Origin of the sequence: Streptomyces sp. NPDC001843 (assembly GCF_042891955.1) — a bacterium.
Lineage (GTDB): Bacteria > Actinomycetota > Actinomycetes > Streptomycetales > Streptomycetaceae > Streptomyces.
In genome coordinates this window covers 1149945-1175834 of the sequence record NZ_JBIATQ010000001.1, presented here as the reverse complement: position 1 = coordinate 1175834, position 25890 = coordinate 1149945, and the positions used below count along the sequence as shown (strand labels likewise).

Below are 25890 nucleotides of genomic sequence, written 5' to 3'. Positions count from 1 at the left end.
GAGGCCGACGTGCCGTTCAGGATGCCCGGGGGATCACGGTTCGCGCAGCTCCGGCGTGGTCGCGCCCACCGCCCCCACCGCCAGCAGGCACAGCAGGCCGCCGATGATCAGGGAGGCGGTACCGGAGGTCCAGCCGGCCAGCAGGCCGCCGCGTACGTTGCCCAGGCTGGGACCGGCCTGGCCGACTATCGTCTCCGCCGCCGTGACCCGGCCCAGGAGGGCGTCCGGGGTCCGGGTCTGGACGATGGTGGAGCGGGAGAAGACGGAAACCGCGTCGCCCGCCCCCGCAACGACCAGCAGCCCCAGCCCGACCCAAGGGTCGGTCGACATGCCGAAGAGAACCAGCGCGCCGCCCCAGGTTCCGGCGCCGCACAGCATCACCAGCCCCGGCCGCGCGAGCCGGGTGACCGGCCCGGACAGGGCCGTCGCGGCGATCCCGCCGACCGCGAGGGCCGACAGGAACAGTCCCAGCGTGCGCGGGTCGTCACCGAAGCGTTCAGCGTTGACCAGGGGGAAGAGACTGACCGGGAAGGAGAGCACGGTCGCCGCCAGATCGGTGATCAGCGCCCCGCGCACCACCCGGTGCCCGGCCAGGAAACGCAGACCGTCCAGCACGCCGTGCAGTCCAGCCCGTGACGGCTCCCCCTCGGGCGGGAGCGCCGGGAGGCCGAAGGCGCCGTAGAAGCCGACGCCGAAGCTGAGAGCGTCCAGCAGGTAGCAGACGCCGATGCCCAGCCAGCCCAGCAGCACGCCGGCCACGGCCGGGCCGAGCAGCATCATCGACTGGCCGGCGACCTGGTTCAGGGCCAGTCCCGCGGCCACCTGTTCCTTGGGCAGCAGCCGCGGTACGAACACCCCCTGCGCGGGTGCGCCGAGCGCGCCGAACGCCGACTGCACGGCGACCAGGGCGAGGACGGCCGCCACGGGGACGTGGCCGGTGAAGCCCTGTACGGCCAGAAGCACCGAGCAGGCCGCCTGTCCGACGGTGGCGGTCAGGAAGATCCGCCGCCGGTCGCCCCGGTCCACCCAGGACCCGGCGAACAGGCCGAAGACGACCAGCGGGAGCGCCTGCGCCAGTCCGACCGCGCCGGTCCAGGCCGTGCTCGCGGTCATGGCCCACACCTGGTACATGACCGTCACCATGGTCATGAAGCCGCCCAGCACGGACACGGTCCGGCCGATCAGCAGCCGCCGGAAGGCGGGGGAGGTGTGCAGGGGACGGGTGTCGAGGAGGGTCCGCGTCAGGCTCATGAGAGCGGCACGGGATGGCGCGGCGGCGGCTGCGGAATCACCGGCGGAGGCTAACCACCCGCCCGCCGCCCCTGCCACTCAATTAGCTCCCCTGCTCCTACGCCGAGTCGCTCAGCAGCCGCACCAGGTGCTCGCGGCCCGCGTCGAGCAGTCCGGGCAGCGGGGCGGCGGCCTCGTACCACCGTTTCTCGTACTCCCAGCACAGCCAGCCGTCCCAGCCGTGCCGGGAGAGCACCTCCAGGCACTCGGTGAGCGGCAGCACGCCGGCGCCGAGCGGCAGCGGGGTGGTGTCCTCGGCGGAGGCGATGTCCTTCACCTGGACGTATCCGAGGTGCGGGGAGAGCGCCGCGAACGTCTCGCTCGGCTGCTCGCCGCCCAGCCAGGTGTGCATCACGTCCCACAGCGCGCCGACGTGGCGGTGGCCCACGGGGCCGAGGATGCGGATCGCGTCGGCTCCGGTGCGGTGGGAGTCGTGGGTCTCCAGCAGGATCCGGACGCCGAGTGCGGCGGCGTCCTCGGCGGCCGTGCCCAGCCGCCGGGCGGCCGTGGCGTCGGCGTCGGCCCGGGACTGGCCGGGTTCGGCTCCCGGGAAGACACGTACGAAGGGGGCGCCGAGGTCGTGGGCGAGGTCGAGGAGCTGCCGGATTTCGCCGAGTACGGGTTCGTCCGGGCCGGGTGCGGCGACGCGTGCGTACCCGGCGAGCCCGAGCAGCCGGATCCCGGACGCCTTGAACGCGGCGGCGACGTCGGCCCGTTCGGCGGGGCCGAGGCCCGGGTGCACCGGTTCCTCCGGGTGGGCGCGCAGCTCGACGCCGTGGTAGCCGTGTTCGGCCGCGAGGGCCAGTACCTCCGGCACGGGCAGGCCTGGGACACCGAGGGTGGAGAACGCCAGCTTCATGGGGCGGACACTACCCGGGACCGCGCGTCACTCACCTGATTCGCGCGGATCAAGCTCCTCGGCCCGCCCCGCGCCCCCTATTCGGCGACGGGCCGGTACACGTTCACCAGCGCGCCCGTCTTCGCGGTGGTCGTCGACACCAGCTCCAGCGTCCGCTTGCCGCCGTCGGCCGGGAAGACCGACTTGCCGCCGCCGAGGATCACCGGCATGACGACGAGCTGCAGCTCGTCGACCAGTCCTTCCGCGAGCAGGGCCCGGACCAGGGTCGGGCTGCCCATCATGGCCAGGTCGCCACCGTCGGCCGCACGCAGCTCACGGACCCGGCCGAGGGCCTCGGCGACGGGGATCCGGACCGTGTTGTCCCAGGTCAGCTCGTCGTCTCCGAGGGTGTCCGAGACGACGTACTTCCGGATCGAGTTCATCCGGTCGGCGAAGGGGTCCCCGGCCCGCTCCGGCCAGGCCGCCGCCATCGACTGCCACGTGCGCCGCCCGAACAGCAGCGCCTCCGCCTTCTCCAGCCCCGCGGCGAAGGCCCCGCCGACCACCTCGGGATCGAAGAACGGATGCGACCAGCCCCCGTGCGCGAACCCCCCGTCGGTGTCCTCCTCGGCCCCACCGGGCGCCTGCACGACGCCGTCCAGGCTCATGAACTCGGTGACTGTGACACGCATGGGAACCACTCCTTCTGGCCTGTCGCCCTGACCGGGCGGTTACAGCAGGGGAGACCCCTGTGGAGTTCCGAACTCATCGCTCGCGGGTCCGACGGCCTCGGCCTCGACTCCTGCCGACCGCAGCCGACGCGCCAGCAACTCCGTCTCGGGCAGGGTCGCGCCGTACCGTCCGGCCAGGACGCGATCGAGGACGTCCCCGGCTTCGGCGAGTCCGACGCCGAGCGTCTTCCGCAGCACCCGCATGACCACCACCCGTCGCACCGGCGCGCCCAGCCGGAGCACCGTCCGTCCGTGCTCGCCGAGCATCCGCTCGCGCAGTGACGCAGGCAACTCGCCGCCGCACACGGCCAGGGCGTGCCCGCAGGTCCGGCAGCTCACCTCGGTGTCCCACCGCAACGAGTCGTCCACCAGCGCCTGCACGCCGTGCCACTCGGCCACGCCTCCGCAGCCCTCGCAGGGGACGGAGGCTTCCAGCGACTCGAAGATCATGCGGCAGGTCCCGGGTTCAGTCCCGCGGCACCCCGGAAGACCCCCGCACCATGAGCTCCCCCCGGACCGTCGCGATCCCCCCGGGCGGCGGGTCCTCGCGGCCCATGGCGATGCGGCCGGCCCGTGCCCCGGCCTCCGCGAGGGGCAGTCGTACCGTCGTGAGGGAGGGCACCGCGTCGATGCTGAACGGCAGGTCGTCGAAGCCGGCGACCGACACGTCCTGCGGGATGCGCAGTCCGGAGTCGCGCAGGGCGGCGCAGGCGCCGAGGGCGACGGAGTCGTTGGCGGCGACGACGGCGGTGAGGGAGGGGTCCCGGCGGAGCAGTTCCAGGGTGGCCTCGTAGCCGGAGCGCCGGTCGTAGCGGCCGTGCACCGTCCAGCGGTCCTCCTCCTCGATGCCGGCGGCGGCGAGCGCGTCGCGGTGGCCTTCGAGCCGGTGCCGGGTGGTGGTCCGCTCCTCGGGGCCGGCGATGTAGCCGAGCCGCCGGTGGCCGAGGCCGATGAGGTGTTCGGTGAGCTGCCGGGCGCCGCCGCGGTTGTCGAAGGCGAGCGCGATGGCCTGGGTGTCGGGGGCCGGCGGCCGCCCGCACAGCACCACCCGGGTTCCGGCTTCCGTGAGCTTGCGCAGTTTCGCGGCCACCGCCGCCGCGTGCGGCGCCTCCTCCACCGCGCCGCCGGTGAGCACCACGGCCGCGGCCCGCTGCCGCTGCAGCAGCGTCAGGTAGGTCAGTTCGCGTTCCGGTGAGCCGCCGGTGTTGCAGACGACGGCCAGTCTTTCCCCGCCGGCCCGTCCGCCGGGCCCGCCGATCTCGCCCTGGATGGCACCGGCCATGATGCCGAAGAAGGGGTCGGCGATGTCGTTGACGAGGATGCCCACGAGGTCGGAGGTTGCTGCCGCCAGTGCGCTCGCCGGGCCGTTGAGGACGTAGTCCAGCTCGTCCACGGCCCGCAGGACCCGTTCTTTGGTGGAGGCGGCGACGGGGTAGTTGCCGTTCAGCACGCGCGACACCGTCGCGGGCGAGACCTGGGCGCGGGCCGCCACGTCCGCCAGGGTCACCGTCATCTCGTAGTCCTCCGGTCGCGCATGTCGTCGTACGTCTCGTACGTCCTCGTAGACAGGCCAGTCACTGCCACGGTTCCGTGCGGTGTCGAGCAGACCCTAAGGCCAACCACCCCTACTGTTCGACCCCTCGAACAATTCCACTTGGACCAGGCCTTGTCCGGAGCGCCGGTCAGAGGCTAGCTTCTCATGATATAGAAAGCGCTTGCTGTATGACTTATGGTCGCAATGCTGATGAATGGGGACTGACGTGACACGCAAGACGGTGCGTATCGCCATGAACGGCGTCACCGGGCGCATGGGCTACCGACAGCACCTCGTCCGGTCGATCCTCGCCCTGCGCGAGCAGGGTGGCCTCGACCTCGGCGACGGCACCGTGCTGTGGCCGGAACCGGTCCTGGTCGGCCGCCGTGAACACGCCCTGAGGGAGATCGCGGACCGCCACGGTCTCGAGCACATCGCGACGGACGTGGACGCGGTGCTCGCCGACCCGGAGGTCGACATCTACTTCGACTCCCAGGTCACCTCCGCCCGCGAGGAGTCGATCAAGAAGGCGATCGCCGCGGGCAAGCACGTCTACACCGAGAAGCCCACCGCCACCGGCCTCGACGGCGCCCTCGAACTCGCCCGGCTCGCGCACGCCGCCGGCATCAAGCACGGCGTCGTCCAGGACAAGATCTTCCTCCCCGGCCTGCTGAAGCTGAAGCGCCTCATCGACGGCGGCTTCTTCGGCCGCATCCTGTCCGTCCGCGGCGAGTTCGGCTACTGGGTCTTCGAGGGCGACTGGCAGCCCGCCCAGCGCCCCTCCTGGAACTACCGCACCGAGGACGGCGGCGGCATCGTCGTCGACATGTTCCCGCACTGGGAGTACGTCCTCCACGAGCTGTTCGGCCGCGTCAAGTCCGTCCAGGCCCTGGCCGCCACCCACATCCCGCAGCGCTGGGACGAGAACGGCAAGCCCTACGACGCCACCGCCGACGACGCCGCGTACGGCATCTTCGAGCTGGAGGGCGGCGCCATCGCCCAGATCAACTCCTCCTGGGCGGTCCGCGTCAACCGCGACGAGCTGGTGGAGTTCCAGGTGGACGGCACGGAGGGCTCGGCGGTCGCCGGACTGCGCAAGTGCCGTGCACAGCACAGGAGCGCGACCCCCAAGCCGGTCTGGAACCCCGACATCCCCGCCACCGAGGTCTTCCGGGACCAGTGGCAGGAGGTCCCGGACAACACCGAGTTCGACAACGGCTTCAAAGCCCAGTGGGAGCTGTTCCTCAAGCACGTCTACGCCGACGCTCCCTACCACTGGGACCTCCTCGCCGGCGCCCGCGGCGTCCAGCTCGCCGAGCTGGGCCTGAAGTCGTCGGCCGAGGGCCGCCGCATCGACGTACCGGAGATCGCGCTGTGACCATCCAACTGCCCGACGCGCACGGCGCGCTGCGGACCTACGAACCCCGCACCGAGCCGCTCGCCGCCACCCCCGGCACCCCCCTCACCTCCCGTACGGTCTTCTCGGCGGCGCACGTCGTCGCCGACCCGTACGCCGACGTGTCCCCCGACTCGCCCGCCGCCGTCGACTGGGACGCCACCCTCGCCTTCCGCCGCCACCTGTGGTCCCACGGGCTCGGCGTCGCCGAGGCGATGGACACCGCCCAGCGCGGCATGGGCCTGGACTGGGCGGGCGCGGCCGAGCTGATCCGCCGGTCCGCCGCGGAGGCCCGCAGCGTGGGCGGCCGGATCGCCTGCGGGGTCGGCACCGACCAGATCACCGGCGGATCTCTCGTGGAGATCCGCGCGGCGTACGAGGAGCAGCTCGCGCTCGTCGAGGAGTCCGGCGCCCAGGCGATCCTGATGGCCTCCAGGGCCCTCGCGGCCGCCGCCCGGGGCCCCGAGGACTACCTGGAGATCTACGGCCACCTCCTGCGCCAGTCCGCCGAACCGGTGATCCTGCACTGGCTCGGCCCGATGTTCGACCCGGCCCTGGAGGGTTACTGGGGCTCCTCCGACCTGGACGCGGCCACCGACACCTTCCTCGAGGTCATCGCCGCCCACCCCGACAAGGTCGACGGCATCAAGGTCTCCCTCCTGGACGCCCAGCGTGAGATCGACCTGCGCCGCCGCCTTCCGCAGGGCGTGCGCTGCTACACCGGCGACGACTTCAACTACCCCGAGCTGATCGCGGGCGACGAGCGGGGCTTCAGTCACGCCCTGCTCGGCATCTTCGACCCGCTGGGCCCGCTGGCGGCCGAGGCGGTACGGGTCCTGGACACCGGGGACACCGCCGGCTTCCGCGCCCTCCTCGACCCCACCGTGGAGCTGTCCCGCCACCTCTTCCAGACCCCCACCCGCTACTACAAGACGGGCGTGGTCTTCCTGGCCTGGCTCGCGGGACACCAGGCACACTTCACGATGGTCGGCGGCCTGCAGTCCGCCCGCTCCCTCCCGCACTTCGCCCGCGCCTACGAACTCGCCGACGGACTGGGCCTGTTCCCCGACCCCAAGCTGGCCGAGGAACGCATGAAGAACCTGCTCGCCATGTACGGGGTGACCCAGTGACCGCTGCTCTGAGACGCTTCTCCATCAACCAGATGACGGTGAAGCAGCTCTCGATGCCCGAACTCGTCGACGCCTGCCGCGACCTGGGCGTCACGAACGTCGGCCTGTGGCGCGAGCCGGTGCAGACCTACGGCCTGGAGGCGACGGCGAAACTGGTCCGCGACGCGGGCCTCACCGTCACGACCCTCTGCCGGGGCGGCTTCCTCACGGCGATCGACCCGGAGGCGCGGTCGGCGGCCCTGGCCGACAACCGACGTGCCGTCGACGAGGCCGCCACCCTCGGCACCGAGGTGCTGGTCCTCGTCTCCGGCGGCCTGCCCGCCGGCTCCAAGGACCTGCACGGCGCCCGCGAGCGCATCACCGACGCCCTCGCCGAGCTGGGGCCGTACGCCGAGGACCACGGGGTGAAACTGGCCATCGAGCCCCTCCACCCCATGTACGCCGCGGACCGCTGCGTCGTCTCCACCCTCACCCAGGCCCTCGACCTCGCCGAGCGCTTCCCCGCCCACCAGGTCGGCGTCACCGTCGACACGTACCACATCTGGTGGGACGACCAGGCCCCCGCCCAGATCGCCCGCGCGGGAGCGAGCGGCCGCATCCACACCTTCCAGCTCGCCGACTGGACCACCCCCCTGCCCGAGGGCGTGCTCAACGGGCGCGGCCAGATCGGCGACGGCGCGATCGACATGCGGGAGTGGAAGGACTACGTGGAGGCGGCCGGCTACACCGGTCCCATCGAGGTGGAACTCTTCAACGACGCGCTGTGGGCGCGGGACGGGCGAGAGGTGCTCGCCGAGACCGCGGAGCGGTTCGCGGAACACGTGATCCAATGAGCGCGTGGATGACCTGATGGGGGCGGTGACAGGGCCATGGCCGACCGAGCCGCCCGCCATGGCATGACGGGCAGGGTCGGCGCCCTCTGGCGCCACCCCGTCAAGTCGATGCTCGGCGAGCGGATCGACGCCGCCGAGCTGACGGGCCGCGGCCTGGCGGGCGACCGCCGGTACGCGCTGGTGGACCGGGAGACCGGCAAGGTGGCCAGCGCCAAGCAGCCGAGGCTGTGGCGGGCCCTGCTCACCTGCCGGGCGGCGGTCACCGCGACCGGGGTGCGCATCACCACCCCCGACGGCCGGATCTGGTCGCCCGGCGACGCCGGTACCGACGAGGCACTCTCCGCACTCGTCGGCCGCCCCGTCACCCTCACCGACGCACCTCCACCCGAGGCCTCCCTGGACCGGGCCGTGCCCGAGGACGTCCTTGAGGCGGGACCGGACGCCGAAGTGCCGTACATCGACGTGCGGTTCGGTTCCGGGGCGCCGCCCGGCACCTTCTTCGACTTCGCACCGGTCCACCTGATCACCACCGCGACGCTGCGGCGGCTCGCCGCCCTGCACCCGGCCGGAGCCGGAGCCGTCGACGGGCGGCGCTACCGGCCCAACCTGGTCGTCGACACACCCGGCGAGGACTTCGTGGAGCACACCTGGCGCGACCGGGAGCTGCACATCGGCGACCGCCTCGTCCTCCGCGTCGTCGCATCGACCCCCCGCTGCGCGGTGCCCACCCTCGCCCACGGCGACCTGCCCCGCGACCCTGACGCCCTCCGCCTGCCCGCCGCCCACCACCGTGTCCCCGCCCTCCCGGGGCGGGCACCGGAGCCGTGCGTGGGCGTGTACGCGCAGGTGGTGCGGGGCGGGCTGGTCCGGGAGGGGGACGCGGTCACGGTCGCCTGAAAAAAATCCGGAATCCCGTGCAACCCTTCCCGCACCCGGTGGGTCGTACGTGGCATCAGGGCTTCTGGAGGGGGATCCGGGGGGATTACGGGGTTCTGATACGGAGGGGAAACGCCGAGGGGCCCGGTCGTCGGACCGGGCCCCTCGAAGCTTTTACCGGGTCCCTCGAAGACTTCGGGTCAGAAGAACACCCCGCACCGCAGCAGCACGTTCGCGTACGGCCGGGCCTCTCCCGTGCGTACGACCAGACGCGCCCCCGCCGACAGTTCCTTCAGCCGCTCGTGCGGCACCAGGGCGAGGTCGGGGAAGTGCCCGTCCAGCAGGGACGCCGCCGCCGGATTGGCCTCGCGCACCTCCGTCGCCGCCGTCGCGCCCTCCACCACCAGCTCGGCCAGCAGACCGTCCAGCACCTCGGCGAAGGACGGCACCCCGGCGCGGAAGGCGAGGTCCACGACCCGGGGGACGTCGGGGATCGGCATGCCCGCGTCGCACACGAGGACGCCGTGCCCGTGACCCAGTTCGGCCAGGGCGCCGGAGAGGTGACGGTTGAGGATGCCTGCTTTCCTCACAGGGCGTCCACCTCCGCCGCCGTAGGGAACGACTCCTGCGCGCCCCGCTTCGTCACGGCCGCCGCACCCACCCGGGCCGCGTAGGCCGCCGCCTCGGCGAGCGAGGAACCCGAGCCGAGCCGCCAGGCCAGCGCCGCCGTGAACGCGTCGCCGGCGCCCGTGGTGTCCACGGCGTCCACCTTCACCGACGGGACCCGCGTGACGCCTTCCACGGACGCCACCAGCGCACCCTCAGCGCCCAGCGTGACGACCACCGAACGCGGGCCCTTGGCGAGCAGGATTCCCGCCCAGTTCTCGGGACGGTCCCCGGCCGGGACGTCGCCCAGGATCACCCTCGCCTCGTGCTCGTTGACGATCAGCGGGTCGCACGCCGCCAGCACCTCCGCCGGGAGCGGACGCGGCGGGGAGGGGTTCAGGACGAACCGGCTGCCCTCCGGCAGGTTCCGTACGACCTCCACGACCGTCTCCAGCGGGATCTCCAGCTGCGCCGACACCACCCGGGAGGCGTGCAGGAGGCAGCTCGCGGCCCGGACGTCCGTCGGCGTCAGCCGGCCGTTGGCGCCCGGTGAGACGACGATGCTGTTGTCACCGGACGGATCGACGGTGATGAGCGCGACGCCCGTCGGCGCGCCGCCCACCAGCACGCCCACCGTGTCCACCCCGGCCGCCCGCTGCGAGTCGAGCAGCAGCCGGCCGTGCGCGTCGTCGCCGACCCGCGCCAGCAGGGCCGTACGGGCCCCGAGCCGGGCGGCCGCGACCGCCTGGTTGGCGCCCTTGCCGCCCGGGTGGACGGCCAGATCGCCGCCGAGCACCGTCTCACCGGCGCCCGGGCGCCGCTCGACGCCGATCACCAGGTCGGCGTTGGCCGATCCCACGACCAGGAGGTCGTAGTCGTACATGAATGGAACTCCCCTGAGAGATAAGGCCCGTTCGCCCTTGCCGGTCAGCCGGTGAACCCGGCCACGTTCTCCTCCGTGACCACCTTCACCGGCACCTTCACCGTCGTCGCCACCTTCTTGCCCTGGATCGCCCGCAGCGCGTTGTCCACCGCGATCCTCCCGAGCTGGGTGGGCTGCTGGGCCACGGACGCGTACAAAGTGCCGTTCTTCACAGCGGTCAGGCCGTCCGGGGTGCCGTCGAAGCCGACGACCTGGACCGACTTGCCGGCCTTGGAACCCAGCGCCTTGACGGCGCCGAGGGCCATCTCGTCGTTGGCGGCGATGACGCCCTGGACGTCGGGGTGGGCCTGGAGCAGGTTCGACATCACGTCGAGGCCCTTGGTGCGGTCGAAGTCGGCGGGCTGCTGGGCCAGCACCTGGATGCCCGGGTAGGCCTTCAGCCCCTTGGCGAAACCTTCCGCCCGCTCCCGGGCCGCCGAGGTGCCCGCCTGGCCCTGCAGGATCACGATCCTGCCCTTGCCGCCGAGCTTCTCGGCGATCGTCTTCGCCGCGAGCTCACCGCCGGCCACGTTGTCGGAGGCCACCAGGGCGTCCACCGAGGCCTTGTTGACGCCCCGGTCCACCGCGATGACGGGGGTGTTCGCCTTGTCGGCGGCGCGCACGGACGGGCCCGCGGCGTCCGAGTCCACCGGGTTGACGATGACCGCGTCGAACTTGGAACTGGTGAAGTTCTGCAGCTGGTTGGCCTGTTGCGAGGCGTCGTTCTGGGCGTCCGTGACGGTCAGGTCCACGCCCAGCTTCTTCGCCTCGGCCTGGGCGCCCGCCCGGATCTGCACGAAGAACGGGTTGTTCAGGGTGGACAGGGACAGGCCCATCCTCGGGTCGGCCGTGGCGGAGGAACCGCCGTGCAGGAACGAGGTCGCGCCCACGATCGCCACGGTGACCACCGCCGCGAGCGCGTACGTCCCCGCCTGCCTGCCCTTGCCGCCACCGCCCGTGCCCGCGGCCACCGGGGTGGCCCCGGCCTTGCGGCGCAGCGTGTCGAGCAGCACCGCCAGCGCGATCACGACACCGATCACGACCTGCTGCCAGAACGCGGAGACCGACAGCAGGTTCAGGCCGTTGCGCAGCACCGCCAGGATCAGCGCGCCGATCAGTGTCCCCGACGCCTTGCCGGTGCCGCCCGCCAGCGAGGCCCCGCCGATGACGACCGCGGCGATCGCGTCCAGCTCGTAGCCGTCGGCCGCCTGCGGCTGCGCGGAGGACAGCCGGGCGGCCAGCACGACGCCCGCGGCGGCGGCGAACACACCGGACAGGGCGTAGATGGCGAGCTTCTGCCGTTGCACCCGCAGCCCCGACAGCCGGGCCGCCTCCTCGTTGCCGCCGATCGCGTACATCGACCGGCCGATGTACGTCCGCCCCAGCACGAACGCCGCGACGAGCCCCATGACGACCATGACCAGCACCGGCACCGGCAGCCAGCCGCCCAGCGTGTCACCGAGGTGCGACACGGAGCCGGGGAAGGGGATCGGGGACCCCTCCGAGATGACCAGCGCCAGACCGCGGGCCACCGACAGCATCGCGAGCGTCGCGATGAACGGCGGCAGCTTCCCGTAGGCGATCAGGAAACCGTTGACCAGACCGGCCGCGACACCGGTGGCGACGGCCAGCAGAACGGCTATGAACACCGGCACACCGTGCGCTGTCGCGCTCCACGCCAGCACGGTGGCGGACAGCGCGGCCACCGAGCCGACCGACAGGTCGATGCCCGCCGAGACGATCACGAACGTGACGCCGAAGGCGAGGACGGCCGTCACGGCCGCCTGCACACCCACGTTCAGGAGGTTGTCGGTGGTCAGGAAGTCCCCGGACAGCGCCGAGAGGGCGACGAGGAGGACGATCAGCGCGGTGAGCGCGCCGTTGTCGAGCAGGAGACGGCGGACCGCCGCGGCGCCACCGGCGCCCGTAGTGCTCTTGAGCGTGTCAGTGGCCACGGGGGGCCTCCAGTTCGGTGGGAGACGTGCTGTCGGTTGTGGGAGTGCTCACGGCGAGCGCCATCACGGCGTCCTGGGTGGCCTCCTCGGCCGCGAGCTCGCCCGCGATCCGGCCCTGGGCCATCACCAGCACCCGGTCGCTCATGCCGAGCACCTCGGGCAGATCGCTGGAGATCATGAGAACGGCGGCACCGGCGGCCGTCAGCTCGTTGATGAGCTGGTAGATCTCGACCTTGGCGCCGACGTCGATGCCGCGCGTCGGCTCGTCGAGGATCAGCACCCTGGTGTCGGCGAGCAGCCATTTGCCGATGACGACCTTCTGCTGGTTGCCGCCGGACAGCGTGCGCACATGCTGGCCGAGGCCCGCCATCCGCACACCCAGCTGCCCGGCGATCCGCTCGGCCGCCGTGAGCTGCGCCTTGAGGTCGACGAGCCCGGCCCGGGTCGCCGCCCGCATGGTCACCAGGCCCAGGTTCTCCTCGACGGAGGCGTCCAGCACCAGCCCCTGGCCCTTGCGGTCCTCGGGGACGAGCCCGATCCCGGCCGCCATGGCCGCGGTGACGTCGTGCCGCCTGAGCTCCGTACCGGAAACCCTTACGGCCCCCTTGTCGTAGGGGTCGGCGCCGAACACCGCCCGTACGACCTCGGTACGGCCGGCCCCGACGAGCCCCGCGATGCCGACGACCTCACCGGCGCGTACCTCGAAGCTCACGTCGTGGAAGACGCCGTCCCGGGTGAGCCCCTCGACGGTGAGCAACGCGGCACCGGTGTCGGCGCGTTCGCGCGGGTACTGCTGCTCGATGGACCGCCCGACCATCAGCCGTACGAGCTCGTCCTCGGGGGTGGAGGCCGGGACCTGCCCGACGGACCTGCCGTCCCGGATCACAGTGACCCGATCTCCCAGGGCGGCGATCTCCTCCAGGTGGTGGGTGATGAAGACGACCCCGACGCCGTCCTCGCGCAGCCTGCGCACGATGGCGAACAGCCGCTCCACCTCCTCGGAGGTGAGCACGGCGGTCGGCTCGTCCATGATGAGCACGCGCGCGTCCAGGCTGAGGGCCTTGGCGATCTCGACCATCTGCAGCCGGGCGATGCCTAGTTCGCGGACACGCGCGCGTGGGGAGACGCTGACGCCGACGCGCTCCAGGAGGACGGCCGCGTCGGCCTCCATCCGCTTCCGGTCGATCATCCCGAGCCGGCGCGGCTGCCGCCCCAGGAAGATGTTCTCGGCGACCGTCAGATCGGGAACGAGATTGAACTCCTGGTAGATAGTGGCGATCCCGAGGCGTTCGGAGTCCTGCGCACCGTGGATGCGCACCTCCTCACCGCCGACCAGGATCCGCCCGGCGTCGGGCGTGTAGGCGCCGGAGAGCATCTTGATGAGGGTGCTCTTGCCCGCGCCGTTCTCACCGAGCAGCACATGCACCTCGCCCCGGCGCAGGTCGAAGTCGACGCCGTCCAGCGCGACCACGCCCGGGAAGGTCTTCCGTATGCCCTCGATGCGCAGCAACTCGTCCGGGTTGCTCACGACGTGCTCCTTTGCACTGGGGAGGGGGACTGGGTGGGGGGAGGGGATGGGGGTTGGACCGGGGGTCGGGGTTGGACCCGCGGTGGCGGCTCGCCGCACGAGCGGCGTACGACGAGACGGGCGGGGAGGGTGACGGACGTGGGGGGACGTCCCTCGATGCGGTCGACCAGGGCCCGAACGGCGGCCCGGCCCAGCTCGCCCGTCGGCTGGGCGATCGCCGTGACCGGCGGATCGGTGTGCACGAACCACGGGATGTCGTCGAACGCGGCCAGCGCGATGTCGTCCGGCACGCGCAGCCCACGCGCGCGTACCGCGTCCAGCGCACCGAGGGCCATCAGGTTGTCGGCGGCGAAGACGACCTCGGGCGGCTCGGGCAGGTCGAGGAAACCCTCGGTGACCCGCCGCCCGCTCTCCGCCTGGAAGTCGCCCTGGCCTATGTAGGCGTCCGGCAGGGGGAGCCCGTACTCGGCCATCGCCGCCCGGAAGGCGTCGACGCGCTCACTGCCGGTGGTGGTGGCTGCCGGGCCCGCGATGATCGCCAGCCTGCAGTGCCCCAGCCCGTGCAGATGCGCGACGAGATCCCGGATGGCCGCCTGCCCGTCGGCCCGTACGACGGGCACCTCCACGCCCGGGATCCACCGGTCCACGAAGACCATCGGCGTCCCCGCCCGCACGGCGTCCAGCATCAGCGGGGAGCCGCCGTCGGTGGGGGAGACGAGGAGACCGTCGATCCGCCGGTCGAGGAGTGTCCGTACGTGGTGGTCCTGCAGATCCGGACGCTCGTCGGCGTTGCCGATGATCACGCTGTAGCCGAGCGCCCGGGCCTCCTCCTCGACCGAGCGGGCCAGCTCGGTGAAGTAGGGGTTCATCACATCGCTGATGACCAGGCCGAGGGTGCGGGTCTGGTCGGTGCGCAGCGAACGGGCGACGGCGTTCGGGCGATAGCCCAGCGTCTCGACGGCGGCCCGCACGCGCGTGCGGGCGTCGGCGCTGACCGACGGGTGGTCGTTCAGCACCCGCGACACCGTCGCGACGGAGACGCCCGCCTCGGCGGCGACGTCCTTGATGCTCGCCATCGCCGGCTCCACCTCCTTGTGGGTCCTGCGGCTTCGTGGAATCGATTACATCCTTGAGGTAGGGGTAATGGAATCGATTACACGGAGGTGAGGCAAGGGGGAAGGGGTGGCCGAAATCCAATCGTGACCGGGGTGGGGGTGGGGGTGGGGGTGCGCGCAGCGCCTGCTGGTAAGTGACCGTGGGGCCGCCCGCTTCTTCTGCAGTGTCGTGCTTCCGCGAGCCGAGTAAAGGGCGCTGCGCGTCGCCTGCGGCGATCGACCTGCGGCCGACCCTTGACTCGGCTCACGGAAGCACGGGGAAGAAGCGAGCGGGCAGCCCGAGGAAAGCGGGGGCCCCGGTAGGGCGGTCCCTGCCGTCGGCTGGGCTGTGGGGCGGGGCCGGGGGCGCGATCGCGCCTCGCCTGCACGCCGGGTGGGCCAAGCGGCGATCGGTGAGTGGGTGATGGGGGCGTGCACGCTGGGTGGGTGGCGGGATGCCGCGTCGGCTCCTGGTCACTTCAGAGTCCCACACTGGCCTCATCAGCCACGGGCACTCGGTAATTGGAGGATATGTCTCAGCGTGGGGTGGAGAAACCGCAGGTCACTGAGCTTGGGTGTGGTACATACCCTCCAATTGTGCCCGGTGGGCCCCTTGTCGCCAGTCTCTGAAAAATGCCCCTCAGCCAGTTCCTGAAAACTGACCCCTCTGATCATCCTGCGCGGCTCTATCGCGGCTCACAGCCGCGCAGGATGGACGCGATCAGGTCGTTCAGGCCGTGCTCAGCCGCCTCCGGCGGTAGCACGCCGCTTACCGTCAGGCCGGCGTAGCCGTGCAGCGCCGCGAAGACCGGTAGCGCAACACGCTCCGGCTGCCCCTCGCGCACTTCGCCGCGGCGTTGCCCGTCGCCGATCAGCTCCAGGAGTTGATCGGACCACCGGTGGGCGGTCGCCCCGAGTGCCTCCGACGCCTCCGGGCTGTGCTTGACCGAGAACATCAGGTCGAGCAGTGCGGCGTTGGCCACGGCGAAGCCCACGTAGGCGCGGGCTGCGGCATCCAGCCGGTCGGCGAACGCCTCACCAGTGCCTTCCTGTGAGGCTGCGATGGCCTCGGCGAGCCGCTCGAATCCGGTCAGTGCCAGGGCGTCCAGCAGTGCCTGCTTGGACTTGAAGTGGCGACTCGGTGCGGCGGGGCTCACCCCGATTTCGCGGGCCAGCTCCCGCAGGGACAGTGCGCCCGATCCCTTCTCGCGCAACGTCTGCTCGGCCCGTGCGAGTAGCGCGGCGGGGAGGTCTCCGTGGTGGTAGGGGCGGTTCGTCATGCCCTCAGCCTAGCCGGGTGTGAGCGACGCCCACATTGTTAATGTTGCATACATTGTGATCAGTGCATACATTGGAGTCATGGCAAAGAACACGCACACCCAGCCCTGGAACACCACCGGCATCCCCGACCAGACCGGCCGCACCGCCGTCGTGACCGGCGCCAACAGCGGCCTCGGCCTCGCCACCGCACAGGCACTGGCCGACGCGGGCGCCCATGTCGTCCTCGCCGTACGGGACACCCAGCGCGGCGAGACCGCCGCCGCGACGGTGAACGGCAGCGTGGAGGTCCGCCGACTCGACCTGGCCGACCTCTCCTCCGTGCGCGAGTTCGCCGACGGCTGGCACGGCGACCTGGACCTGCTCATCAACAACGCCGGCGTCATGAACGTCCCCGAGGGCCGCACCAAGGACGGCTTCGAGACCCAGTTCGGCACCAACCACCTGGGACACTTCGCCCTGACCAACCTGCTGCTGCCACACATCACCGACCGCGTGGTGTCCCTGTCGTCCACCGCGCACAAGGCCCCGGGCAGCCCCCGCATCCACTTCGACAACCTCGACCTGACCGGCGAGTACAACCCGATGACCGCCTACAGCCAGTCCAAGCTCGCCAACCTGCTCTTCACCCTGGAACTCCAGCGACGGCTCGCCGCAGCCGGCTCGCCCGTCCGCGCGCTGGCCGCCCACCCCGGCTGGTCCGCCACCAACCTCCAGGGCAACGACGCCAGCACCCTGCGGCGCCTGTTCTTCCTCCTCGGCAACAAGTTCATCGCCCAGGACGGCCAGGCGGGCGCGCTCAATCCCCTCTACGCGGCCGTCCAGGACCTGCCCGGCGGCAGCTTCGTCGGCCCCGACGGCATGTTCGAGATGCGCGGCACCCCCGCCCTGGCCGGCCGCTCGGCGGCGGCCAGCGACCCGGCCACCGCACGCCGCCTGTGGACCGTCTCCGAAGAGCTGACCGGCGTCACCTTCCCGGAGCCGACCGCGGCAGTTCAGTCCTGAGCCTCCGGGAGCTCGGTTGTCGACCGCAGGGCGCCCAGCCCGCCCGGCGTGCCGCCACCCACCCAGCGCGCCCACCGTCACCCCCACTCACCGATCGCCGCCAAGCCCTCCCGGCGTGCATGCGAGGCGCGACCGCGCCCCCGACCCCGCCCGACAGCCCAGCCGACGGCAGGGACCGCCCTACCCGGGCCCCGCTTTCCCCGGGCTGCCCGCTCGCTTCTCTCCCGTGATTCCGTGAGCCGAGTCAAGGGTCGGCCGCAGGTCGATCGCCGCAGGCGACGCGCAGCGCCCTTTACTCGGCTCGCGGAAGCACGACACTGCAGAAGAAGCGGGCGGCCCCACGGTCACTCTCCAGCAGGGTCCGGCCGCACCCGCCGCGTGTACGTGCTCCGAGCCGACCGTCACGCCGCCGCCCCCAGCTCGCACCACACGTACTTCCCCTGGCTGCCGAACCGAGCCGACGGCTGCCAACCCCAGTACTCCGCGCACGCCATCACCAGGCCGAGCCCTCGCCCCTCCTCCGACTCCGCGATGTCGCCGAGTGGTTGCGGGGGCTCCGGTGGCGCCGGGTCCGTGTCCCATGCGCCGATCCAGACGACGCCCTCCGGGGAGCGGCGGACTCTGAGTGCGGCCGGCCCCTTCGTGTGGCGTACGGCGTTGGAGACGAGCTCCGTCGCGAGCAGCTCCGCGGTGTCAACGAGGCCGATCAAGCCGTGCATCGTCAGGATCAGGCGCAGGGTGCGGCGACAGATGGTGACGGCTCTGAGGTCGTTCGGGATGTGGAGGGTGTAGTCCCAGGTTTCGGGCATGGGGCAACTCCGTTCAGTAGAAGGGGATTTCACGCGCGGTGGCGTTGCCGCGGCCTTCATGGCAGGGCGGAGCGGTGCACTTCCGCTGCGTGTCTGTTGCGTCACTGACGGTAGGGCTAAAGCTTTAAATTCCGCAACCTGATCGCGTAACGTGGCACCCGAAAGAGTCGCGCCTGTGGGCGCGTTGGGAGGACTGGTCGATGGCATTGAGAAGCGAGCCGACAGCACGTCAGTTGCGGCTGGCTGTCGAACTGCGCAGGCTCCGCGAGGCTGCAGGACTCACAGCGCGGGAGGCGGCAGCGCTACTCGGGGTCACCGCTCCGGTCGTAAGTCAGATCGAGTCCGGTATCGCCGGCGTGAGTGAGTAGCGGCTCCGCCGTCTGGCCTCTCATTACGCCTGCACCGACCAGGAGTTCGTCGACGGCCTCGTTGCCATGGCCACCGATCGGACGCGCGGCTGGTGGGAGGAGTACCGGGAGCTGCTCCCCACGTCCTTTCTCGACCTCTCCGAGCTGGAACACCACGCAACGTACAGGCGTGATGTGGAGTTCCTCTTCATTCCAGGTCTGCTTCAGACCCCTGAATACGCCCACGCCGCCTTCGCCTCCAGGATCCCCGAACTGCCTCCGGACGAGCTTGAACTGCGAGTCCGTCACCGCATGCAGCGCAAGGTGATCCTTTTGGGGCCCGACCCCACTCCGTACGAGGCGGTCATTCACGAAGCGGCACTGCGTATCAGAGTGGGCGACCGTGCCGCCTGCCGAGACCAACTTTTCCGCGTCCTAGAGCTCTCGGGAGCGGACCACATCAGCGTGCGCGTCATCCCGTTCGACTTGGACGGCTTCGGCGGGGCTTGGAGCCCCATGATGCTGGCGGGCGGTGCTGTGCCCAAGCTGGACACGGCTGTTCGCGACGCGCCCCACGGCACCGGTTTCATCGATTCCGAGGCTCAACTCGGCGTCTTTCGAACGCTCTTTCATAAGGTAGAAGCTGTGTCACTCGATCCCAGTTGCTCGCGTGACTTCATCCACCGACTGGCCAAGGAACTGTGAGACCCACCGTGACCCCTCCCCATCACTGGCGGAAGTCGTCCTATTCCGGCGGCGGCGACGGCAACAACTGCGTAGAGATCGCAAACGCCCCCACCCACATATCCATCCGCGACTCCAAGACCCCCGCCCGAGCCACCCTCACCTTCCCCACCCCCACCTTCACCACCTTCCTCGAAGCCCTGAAAAACCACCGTCACCCCTGATCCCTCACCTCTGTCACACCCCACCGGTACCGTCGGATCATGGCTCAGGCGCAACAATCGGGGTCCCCCGCGAACCCCACCGGCGAACGGCGGCTCGCCGTGCTCGAAGGCGTCCTCGAAAGGATCACGTACGCCAACGAGGAGAACGGCTACACCGTCGCCCGGGTCGACACCGGGAGAGGCGCCGGTGACCTCCTCACGGTCGTCGGGGCGCTGCTCGGTGCCCAGGTCGGGGAATCCCTGCGCATGGAGGGCCGCTGGGGCTCGCACCCGCAGTACGGGAAGCAATTTCACGTCGAGAACTACACCACCGTCCTCCCCGCCACCGTCCAGGGCATCCGGCGTTACCTCGGGTCGGGCCTGGTCAAGGGCATCGGACCGGTCTTCGCCGACCGGATCACGCAGCACTTCGGGATGGACACGCTCCGGATCATCGAAGAAGAGCCCAAACGCCTCATCGAAGTCCCCGGCCTCGGGCCCAAGCGGACCAAGAAGATCGCCGACGCCTGGGAGGAGCAGAAGGCGATCAAGGAGGTCATGCTCTTCCTCCAGACCGTCGAGGTGTCCACCTCCATCGCGGTGCGGATCTACAAGAAGTACGGGGACGCGTCCATCTCCGTCGTCAAGAACCACCCCTACCGGCTCGCCGCCGACGTGTGGGGCATCGGCTTCCTGACCGCCGACAAGATCGCCCAGTCCGTGGGCATCCCGCACGACAGCCCGGAGCGGGTGAAGGCGGGGCTGCAGTACGCGCTGTCGCAGTCGACCGACCAGGGGCACTGCTACCTGCCGGAGGAGCGGCTGATCGCCGACGCCGTCAAGCTCCTGCAGGTCGACACCGGGCTCGTCATCGAGTGCCTGGCCGAGTTGGCCGAGCCCGCGGAGGAGGGTGAGGAGCCCGGGGTCGTACGGGAGAAGGTGCCGGGTCCCGACGGCGACTCGGAACCGGTCACCGCCGTCTACCTCGTCCCCTTCCACCGCGCGGAACTGTCCCTCTCCGCCCAGCTGTTGCGTCTGCTGCGCACGGACGAGGACCGGATGCCCGGCTTCCGGGACGTCGCCTGGGACAAGGCGCTGGCGTGGTTGACGGCACGCACCGGCGCCGACCTCGCGCCCGAGCAGGAGGCCGCCGTGAAGCTCGCGCTGACCGAGAAGGTGGCCGTGCTGACCGGTGGCCCCGGGTGTGGCAAGTCCTTCACCGTACGCTCGATCGTGGAGCTGGCCCGTGCGAAGAAGGCGAAGGTCGTGCTCGCCGCGCCCACCGGACGGGCCGCCAAGCGGCTGGCCGAGCTGACCGGGGCCGAGGCCTCCACCGTGCACCGGCTGCTGGAGCTGAAGCCGGGCGGTGACGCGGCGTACGACAGGGACCGTCCACTCGACGCAGATCTGGTGGTCGTCGACGAGGCCTCCATGCTGGACCTGCTTCTCGCCAACAAGCTGGTCAAGGCGGTCCCACCCGGCGCCCACCTCCTCTTCGTCGGGGATGTCGACCAGCTGCCCAGCGTGGGCGCGGGCGAGGTGCTGCGCGATCTGCTCGCCGACGGCAGCCCGATCCCCGCCGTCCGCCTCACCAGGGTCTTCCGCCAGGCCCAGCAGTCGGGGGTGGTGACGAACGCGCACCGGATCAACTCCGGGCAGCATCCGGTCACGGACGGCATGAAGGACTTCTTCCTCTTCGTCGAGGACGACACGGAGGAGGCCGGGCGGTTGACGGTGGATGTCGCCGCCCGCCGCATTCCCGCCAAGTTCGGCCTCGACCCGCGCCGGGACGTCCAGGTCCTCGCCCCCATGCACCGGGGCCCGGCCGGCGCGGGCGCCCTGAACGGCCTGCTCCAGCAGGCCATCACCCCGGGCCGCCCCGACCTGCCCGAGAAGCGGTTCGGCGGCCGGGTCTTCCGTGTCGGCGACAAGGTCACCCAGATCCGCAACAATTATGAGAAGGGCAAGAACGGAGTCTTCAACGGCACCGTGGGCGTGGTCACCTCGCTCGACCCGGTCGACCAGCGTCTGACGGTGCTGACGGACGAGGACGAGGAGGTTCCGTACGATTTCGACGAACTGGACGAGCTGGCCCACGCGTACGCGGTGACCATCCACCGGTCACAGGGCAGTGAGTATCCGGCCGTGGTGGTCCCGGTCACCACCGGTGCGTGGATGATGCTCCAGCGCAATCTCCTCTACACGGCGGTCACCCGGGCCAAGGAGCTCGTCGTCCTTGTCGGTTCGCGCAAGGCGATCGGCCAGGCGGTGCGCACGATGTCGGCCGGACGGCGCTGTACGGCACTCGACTTCAGGCTCCAAGGGACCGGACGGACCTGACATCACCAAAAATGATCGATCAAACGAGTCGGGAAGGTCACACAGCACTTCCAGATGTCGGATCGAGGGTGGAGGATGGGCAGGTTGGCGGCACTGAGTGCCGTCAGTAGGCCCAATGGTCGACCCCGAGTGCACTCTCCTGAGCCAAATGGGGGATGGTAGAGACAGTCAGGGCACCTCGAAGAAGAGGCACTACGTCGGTGAGGGAAGACGTGAGCGACAACTCAGTAGTACTGCGGTACGGCGACGGCGAGTACACCTACCCGGTGATCGACAGCACCGTCGGCGACAAGGGCTTCGACATCGGGAAGCTCCGCGCCCAGACCGGTCTGGTGACTCTGGACAGCGGTTACGGCAACACGGCCGCATACAAATCCGCCGTCACCTACCTCGACGGCGAGGCGGGCATCCTGCGGTACCGGGGCTACCCGATCGAGCAGCTGGCCGAGCGCTCCACCTTCCTGGAGGTGGCCTACCTGCTGATCAACGGTGAGCTGCCGACCGTCGACGAGCTCACCACGTTCCAGAACGACATCACGCGGCACACCCTGCTGCACGAGGACGTCAAGAACTTCTACCGGGGCTTCCCGCGCGACGCCCACCCGATGGCCATGCTGTCCTCGGTCGTCTCGGCGCTGTCCACGTTCTACCAGGACAGCCACAACCCGTTCGACGAGAAGCAGCGCAACCTCTCGACCATCCGCCTGCTCGCCAAGCTTCCGACGATCGCGGCGTACGCGTACAAGAAGTCGATCGGTCACCCGTTCGTCTACCCGCGCAACGACCTCGGCTACGTCGAGAACTTCCTGCGCATGACGTTCTCGGTCCCGGCGCAGGAGTACGACCTGGACCCGGTCGTGGTCTCCGCGCTCGACAAGCTGCTGATCCTGCACGCCGACCACGAGCAGAACTGTTCGACCTCCACGGTCCGCCTGGTCGGCTCCTCGCAGGCCAACATGTTCGCGTCGATCTCGGCCGGCATCAACGCCCTGTGGGGCCCGCTGCACGGCGGCGCCAACCAGTCGGTGCTGGAGATGCTCGAGGGCATCCGCGACTCCGGCGGCGACGTCGACACCTTCATCCGCAAGGTGAAGAACAAGGAGGACGGCGTCCGCCTGATGGGCTTCGGCCACCGGGTCTACAAGAACTTCGACCCGCGCGCCCGGATCATCAAGGCCGCCGCACACGATGTGCTCTCCGCGCTGGGCAAGGAGGACGAGCTCCTCGACATCGCCCTGAAGCTGGAGGAGCACGCGCTGTCCGACGACTACTTCGTCGAGCGCAAGCTCTACCCGAACGTGGACTTCTACACCGGTCTGATCTACCGGGCCATGGGCTTCCCGACCGAGATGTTCACGGTCCTGTTCGCCCTGGGCCGTCTGCCGGGCTGGATCGCCCAGTGGCACGAGATGATCAAGGAGCCGGGCTCCCGCATCGGCCGTCCGCGCCAGATCTACACCGGCGTGGTGGAGCGGGACTTCGTCCCGGTCGAGGAGCGCTGAGTCTCTTTCCAGGGCGTCCGGGGTGCGTGAGCCCCTCGGACGCCTGATCGCGCTCAGGCGCATGGCGGCTTGGTCGCGCGCAGGCGCTCAGCGGCATGATCGCGCACAGACGCAAAGCAGAAGGCGCCCCGGAGCGCCGGTCCCCCCACGGGCCGGCGACCAGGGCGCCTTCCCATGTCCCGGTGCGGATTCCCCCCACGGGATCCGGCCGGGCGCTCGGAGAGGACAGCGCCTGAATCGCTGTCTGAGCACAACGAGCAAAACCCGTCGCACTCCAGTGATGCGGTGCGGTCTGCCGGGACAGCGCACGCAGGGAGGGCCGCTCAAAGCTTCCCGGTGTACGTGTCCCGGCAACGCATCTCTGAGGAAGTCCCCCAAGACATCCCCAGATGCCAGTCAGCGCCCCCCAAGACGCCGATCTGACATCGCCAACTTAGACCCTCGAATCCCTTCGATGGTTACGTTCGCATCACTGTGATCTGTGTCTCTTGCATATGTCCGTTAGATGCGCAAGGGCCCCGATATGGCGATCGGGACTCAAGCGTAAGGATGATGCGAGAGCCTCGTGAAGAGCTTATGTGAGGTATGCCCCGGACTCCAGGGGGACTCTGACATCGACTTCCGGAACCCCGGAGTAACTTGCGAGCCCCTCCAACCGGAACCTCACCGGCCCCTCACCGGAACCCCGGTGGAACCTCAGCGGAACGTCCGCAGCCGCAGACTGTTGGTCACCACGAACACCGACGAGAAGGCCATCGCGGCCCCCGCGATCATCGGGTTCAGCAGCCCCGCCGCCGCCAGCGGCAGCGCGGCCACGTTGTAACCGAAGGCCCACACCAGGTTGCCCTTGATCGTGCCCAGCGTACGCCGTGCCAGCCGGATGGCGTCGGCCGCCACCCGCAGGTCCCCGCGCACCAGCGTCAGATCGCCCGCCTCGATCGCCGCGTCCGTGCCGGTGCCCATCGCCAGGCCCAGGTCGGCGGCGGCGAGCGCGGCGGCGTCGTTGACCCCGTCGCCGACCATGGCGACGGTCCGTCCCTCGCCCTGGAGCTTGCGCACGACGTCGACCTTGTCCTCGGGCAGCACCTCGGCGACGACCTCCTCGATGCCCACGGCCCGTGCCACGGCCTCGGCCACCACCCGGTTGTCCCCGGTCAGCAGCACCGGCGTCAGCCCCAGCGCGCGCAGCTCGCGCACCGCCTCGGCGCTGGTCTCCTTGACCGCGTCGGCGACGGCGAGGACACCGCGGGCGGCTCCGTCCCAGCCGACCACGACGGCCGTACGGCCCTCCCGCTCGGCCCGGGCGCGGGCGGCGGCCAACTCCTCGGGCAGCTCGTGGAAGAGCCGTCCCACGGCCACGTCACGGCCCGCCACGCGTCCGCGTACGCCCCGCCCCGGGACGTTCTCGAAGTGCTCGGCCGCCGGCAGCGGTCCGACCCGCTCCTCGGCGCCGGCGGCGACCGCCCGGGCGACCGGGTGCTCGGAGGCGTGCTCCAGGGCGCCCGCCAGCCGCAATACCTCTTCCACGTCGGTGCCCTCGGCGACGTACACCTCTTGGAGGGTCATCCGGCCGGTGGTGACCGTGCCGGTCTTGTCCAGGACGACGGTGTCCACGCGGCGGGTGGACTCCAGTACCTCCGGGCCCTTGATGAGGATGCCGAGCTGGGCGCCGCGCCCGGTGCCGACCATCAGCGCGGTCGGCGTCGCGAGGCCGAGCGCACACGGGCAGGCGATGATCAGTACGGCGACGGCGGCCGTGAAGGCGGCGACGGTGTCGCCGGTGACGGCCAGCCAGACGGCGAAGGTGCCGAGTGCGATGAGGATGACGACGGGCACGAAGACCGCCGAGACCCGGTCCGCCAGGCGCTGCACCTCGGCCTTGCCGTTCTGCGCGTCCTCCACCAGCTTCGCCATCCGGGCGAGCTGGGTGTCGGCGCCGACCCGGGTGGCCGCCACGACCAGCCGGCCGCCGGCGTTCACGGTCGCGCCGGTCACGGTGGACCCGGGCGCTACGTCCACCGGTACCGACTCGCCGGTCAGCATCGAGGCGTCGACGGCGGAGACGCCCTCGACCACCGTGCCGTCGGTGGCGATCTTCTCTCCCGGGCGGACCACGAACCGGTCGCCGACGGCCAGGGAGCTCACCGGGACGCGTACCTCACGGCCGTCCCTCAGGACGGCGACGTCCTTGGCGCCGAGTTCCATCAGCGCCCGCAGGGCCGCTCCAGCGCGGCGCTTGGAGCGGGACTCCAGGAAGCGGCCGAGGAGGATCAGGGCGACGACTCCGGCGGCCACCTCCAGGTAGATCGTGGACGCGCCGTCCATCCGCGAGACGGTGAACCGGAACTCGTCGTGCATCCCCGTCATGCCCGCGTCGCCGAAGAACAGTGCCCACAGCGACCAGCCGTACGCGGCCAGCGTGCCGACCGAGACGAGTGTGTCCATGGTGGCGGCGCCGTGGCGGGCGTTGATCCAGGCGGCCCGGTGGAACGGCCACGCGCCCCAGACGACGACCGGCGAGGCGAGGGTGAGCGAGAGCCACTGCCAGTTGTCGAACTGCAGGGCGGGGATCATGGCGAGCAGGACCACGGGAAGGGCCAGTACCGCGGAGGCGGTGAGCCGCTGGCGCAGGGCGGCGAGCTCGGGGTCCTGCTCGGTCCCGGCGGGCTGCTCCTCGGGGGCGGGCTCCGGCGGCGCGGGTTCCTCGGCGGTGTACCCGGTCTTCACCACGGTGGCGATCAGGTCGGCGACCTGGACGCCTTCGGGGTAGCTGACCTTCGCCTTCTCGGTGGCGAAGTTCACCGTGGCTCTCACGCCCTCCATGCGGTTGAGCTTCTTCTCGACGCGAGCGGCGCAGGAGGCACAGGTCATCCCGCCGATGAGCAGCTCGACCTCGGCGCTCTCACCCGGCGCCGGGTCCGGCTGCGTACCGGAGGTCGTGCCTATGGCTGTCTCTGCGCTGGTGGTACTGGTCATGTCCGGACTCCAG

21 protein-coding genes and 1 pseudogene are annotated in these 25890 nt (G+C 70.8%); 9 read left to right on the top strand and 13 right to left on the bottom strand.

The window, feature by feature from the left end:
• Positions 1 to 33 precede the first annotated feature (33 nt).
• The 5 genes from ACFYZQ_RS05415 to ACFYZQ_RS05395 form a co-directional block, all read right to left on the bottom strand.
• Positions 34 to 1251: an MFS transporter gene (locus tag ACFYZQ_RS05415; protein ID WP_389141792.1), complete on the bottom strand. Its 1218-nt coding sequence runs from the start codon at positions 1249 to 1251 to the stop codon at positions 34 to 36.
• A 97-nt stretch (positions 1252 to 1348) separates the two neighbouring features.
• Positions 1349 to 2149, bottom strand: a complete 801-nt coding sequence (locus ACFYZQ_RS05410) for a sugar phosphate isomerase/epimerase family protein (protein WP_388786572.1) — start codon at positions 2147 to 2149, stop codon at positions 1349 to 1351.
• A gap of 77 nt (positions 2150 to 2226) precedes the next feature.
• A complete protein-coding gene (locus ACFYZQ_RS05405) occupies positions 2227 to 2820 on the bottom strand; it encodes a dihydrofolate reductase family protein (protein WP_389141790.1) in 594 nt (197 codons plus the stop codon).
• Between the two features lie 39 nt (positions 2821 to 2859).
• Positions 2860 to 3309: a hypothetical protein gene (locus ACFYZQ_RS05400; protein WP_389141788.1), complete on the bottom strand. Its 450-nt coding sequence runs from the start codon at positions 3307 to 3309 to the stop codon at positions 2860 to 2862.
• A 16-nt stretch (positions 3310 to 3325) separates the two neighbouring features.
• The gene (locus ACFYZQ_RS05395) at positions 3326 to 4372 is read right to left on the bottom strand and encodes a LacI family DNA-binding transcriptional regulator (RefSeq protein WP_389141786.1); all 1047 of its coding nucleotides are present in this window, start codon (positions 4370 to 4372) and stop codon (positions 3326 to 3328) included.
• Between the two features lie 247 nt (positions 4373 to 4619).
• On the opposite strand from ACFYZQ_RS05395, the gene ACFYZQ_RS05390 reads away from it, so the two are divergent.
• The 4 genes from ACFYZQ_RS05390 to ACFYZQ_RS05375 are packed head-to-tail and all read left to right on the top strand — an operon-like array spanning position 4620 to position 8649.
• Complete coding sequence (locus ACFYZQ_RS05390) at positions 4620 to 5771, top strand: Gfo/Idh/MocA family protein (protein ID WP_389141784.1); 1152 nt, start codon at positions 4620 to 4622, stop codon at positions 5769 to 5771.
• Positions 5768 to 6919: a dihydrodipicolinate synthase family protein gene (locus ACFYZQ_RS05385; protein WP_389141782.1), complete on the top strand. Its 1152-nt coding sequence runs from the start codon at positions 5768 to 5770 to the stop codon at positions 6917 to 6919. Before ACFYZQ_RS05390 ends, ACFYZQ_RS05385 begins: the two co-directional genes overlap by 4 nt.
• 32 nt (positions 6920 to 6951) lie before the next feature.
• Positions 6952 to 7752 (top strand): sugar phosphate isomerase/epimerase family protein, encoded by an 801-nt coding sequence (locus tag ACFYZQ_RS05380; protein WP_389141917.1) that lies wholly within the window; start codon positions 6952 to 6954, stop codon positions 7750 to 7752.
• Positions 7753 to 7788: 36 nt separating this feature from the next.
• A complete protein-coding gene (locus tag ACFYZQ_RS05375) occupies positions 7789 to 8649 on the top strand; it encodes an MOSC domain-containing protein (RefSeq protein ID WP_389141780.1) in 861 nt (286 codons plus the stop codon).
• A gap of 179 nt (positions 8650 to 8828) precedes the next feature.
• Here ACFYZQ_RS05375 and rbsD read toward each other — a convergent pair whose 3' ends face one another.
• From rbsD to ACFYZQ_RS05345, 6 genes are all read right to left on the bottom strand, one after another.
• Positions 8829 to 9218 carry a D-ribose pyranase gene (gene rbsD / locus ACFYZQ_RS05370; protein WP_389141778.1) on the bottom strand — a complete coding sequence of 130 codons (390 nt, stop codon included), beginning with the start codon at positions 9216 to 9218 and terminating at the stop codon, positions 8829 to 8831.
• Entirely contained in the window at positions 9215 to 10117 is a 903-nt protein-coding gene (locus tag ACFYZQ_RS05365; protein ID WP_389141776.1) for a ribokinase, read from the bottom strand. Before ACFYZQ_RS05365 ends, rbsD begins: the two co-directional genes overlap by 4 nt.
• Before the next feature lie 44 nt (positions 10118 to 10161).
• Positions 10162 to 12111, bottom strand: coding sequence for a substrate-binding domain-containing protein (locus tag ACFYZQ_RS05360; protein WP_389141774.1), 1950 nt, complete (start codon positions 12109 to 12111; stop codon positions 10162 to 10164).
• Positions 12101 to 13639, bottom strand: a complete 1539-nt coding sequence (locus tag ACFYZQ_RS05355) for a sugar ABC transporter ATP-binding protein (RefSeq protein WP_389141772.1) — start codon at positions 13637 to 13639, stop codon at positions 12101 to 12103. Before ACFYZQ_RS05355 ends, ACFYZQ_RS05360 begins: the two co-directional genes overlap by 11 nt.
• A complete protein-coding gene (locus tag ACFYZQ_RS05350) occupies positions 13636 to 14715 on the bottom strand; it encodes a LacI family DNA-binding transcriptional regulator (RefSeq protein WP_389141770.1) in 1080 nt (359 codons plus the stop codon). The genes ACFYZQ_RS05355 and ACFYZQ_RS05350 overlap by 4 nt, the downstream gene beginning before the upstream one ends.
• A gap of 704 nt (positions 14716 to 15419) precedes the next feature.
• The gene (locus ACFYZQ_RS05345) at positions 15420 to 16013 is read right to left on the bottom strand and encodes a TetR/AcrR family transcriptional regulator (RefSeq protein ID WP_389141768.1); all 594 of its coding nucleotides are present in this window, start codon (positions 16011 to 16013) and stop codon (positions 15420 to 15422) included.
• Positions 16014 to 16092: 79 nt separating this feature from the next.
• Here ACFYZQ_RS05345 and ACFYZQ_RS05340 point away from each other — a divergent pair, with 79 nt between their 5' ends.
• Entirely contained in the window at positions 16093 to 17016 is a 924-nt protein-coding gene (locus tag ACFYZQ_RS05340) for an oxidoreductase (RefSeq protein WP_389141766.1), read from the top strand.
• Positions 17017 to 17417: 401 nt separating this feature from the next.
• On the opposite strand, the gene ACFYZQ_RS05335 is transcribed toward ACFYZQ_RS05340, so the two are convergent.
• The gene (locus ACFYZQ_RS05335) at positions 17418 to 17825 is read right to left on the bottom strand and encodes an ATP-binding protein (protein WP_389141764.1); all 408 of its coding nucleotides are present in this window, start codon (positions 17823 to 17825) and stop codon (positions 17418 to 17420) included.
• 200 nt (positions 17826 to 18025) lie between these two features.
• Between ACFYZQ_RS05335 and ACFYZQ_RS05330 the strand changes: the two are divergent.
• The 4 genes and pseudogenes from ACFYZQ_RS05330 (at position 18026) to ACFYZQ_RS05315 (ending at position 22901) form a co-directional block, all read left to right on the top strand.
• A pseudogene (locus ACFYZQ_RS05330) lies at positions 18026 to 18877 on the top strand (helix-turn-helix transcriptional regulator).
• A gap of 8 nt (positions 18878 to 18885) precedes the next feature.
• On the top strand, positions 18886 to 19080 hold the full coding sequence (locus ACFYZQ_RS05325) for a DUF397 domain-containing protein (RefSeq protein WP_389141762.1): 195 nt from the start codon (positions 18886 to 18888) through the stop codon (positions 19078 to 19080).
• A gap of 39 nt (positions 19081 to 19119) precedes the next feature.
• Positions 19120 to 21399: an ATP-dependent RecD-like DNA helicase gene (locus ACFYZQ_RS05320; protein WP_389141760.1), complete on the top strand. Its 2280-nt coding sequence runs from the start codon at positions 19120 to 19122 to the stop codon at positions 21397 to 21399.
• 212 nt (positions 21400 to 21611) lie between these two features.
• A complete protein-coding gene (locus tag ACFYZQ_RS05315; protein ID WP_389141758.1) occupies positions 21612 to 22901 on the top strand; it encodes a citrate synthase in 1290 nt (429 codons plus the stop codon).
• A 696-nt stretch (positions 22902 to 23597) separates the two neighbouring features.
• Here the strand turns inward: ACFYZQ_RS05315 and ACFYZQ_RS05310 are convergent.
• A complete protein-coding gene (locus ACFYZQ_RS05310; protein WP_389141756.1) occupies positions 23598 to 25877 on the bottom strand; it encodes a heavy metal translocating P-type ATPase in 2280 nt (759 codons plus the stop codon).
• Between the last annotated feature and the right edge of the window lie 13 nt (positions 25878 to 25890).

Bases quoted from the DNA above. Each gene is read 5' to 3' on its own strand.
- ACFYZQ_RS05415 (WP_389141792.1), bottom strand. From the start codon at position 1,251: ATGAGCCTGACGCGGACCCTCCTCGACACCCGTCCCCTGCACACCTCC.
- ACFYZQ_RS05410 (WP_388786572.1), bottom strand. From the start codon at position 2,149: ATGAAGCTGGCGTTCTCCACCCTCGGTGTCCCAGGCCTGCCCGTGCCG.
- ACFYZQ_RS05405 (WP_389141790.1), bottom strand. From the start codon at position 2,820: ATGCGTGTCACAGTCACCGAGTTCATGAGCCTGGACGGCGTCGTGCAG.
- ACFYZQ_RS05400 (WP_389141788.1), bottom strand. From the start codon at position 3,309: ATGATCTTCGAGTCGCTGGAAGCCTCCGTCCCCTGCGAGGGCTGCGGA.
- ACFYZQ_RS05395 (WP_389141786.1), bottom strand. From the start codon at position 4,372: ATGACGGTGACCCTGGCGGACGTGGCGGCCCGCGCCCAGGTCTCGCCC.
- ACFYZQ_RS05380 (WP_389141917.1), top strand. From the start codon at position 6,952: ATGACGGTGAAGCAGCTCTCGATGCCCGAACTCGTCGACGCCTGCCGC.
- ACFYZQ_RS05375 (WP_389141780.1), top strand. From the start codon at position 7,789: ATGGCCGACCGAGCCGCCCGCCATGGCATGACGGGCAGGGTCGGCGCC.
- ACFYZQ_RS05365 (WP_389141776.1), bottom strand. From the start codon at position 10,117: ATGTACGACTACGACCTCCTGGTCGTGGGATCGGCCAACGCCGACCTG.
- ACFYZQ_RS05350 (WP_389141770.1), bottom strand. From the start codon at position 14,715: ATGGCGAGCATCAAGGACGTCGCCGCCGAGGCGGGCGTCTCCGTCGCG.
- ACFYZQ_RS05345 (WP_389141768.1), bottom strand. From the start codon at position 16,013: ATGACGAACCGCCCCTACCACCACGGAGACCTCCCCGCCGCGCTACTC.
- ACFYZQ_RS05340 (WP_389141766.1), top strand. From the start codon at position 16,093: ATGGCAAAGAACACGCACACCCAGCCCTGGAACACCACCGGCATCCCC.
- ACFYZQ_RS05335 (WP_389141764.1), bottom strand. From the start codon at position 17,825: ATGCCCGAAACCTGGGACTACACCCTCCACATCCCGAACGACCTCAGA.
- ACFYZQ_RS05320 (WP_389141760.1), top strand. From the start codon at position 19,120: ATGGCTCAGGCGCAACAATCGGGGTCCCCCGCGAACCCCACCGGCGAA.
- ACFYZQ_RS05310 (WP_389141756.1), bottom strand. From the start codon at position 25,877: ATGACCAGTACCACCAGCGCAGAGACAGCCATAGGCACGACCTCCGGT.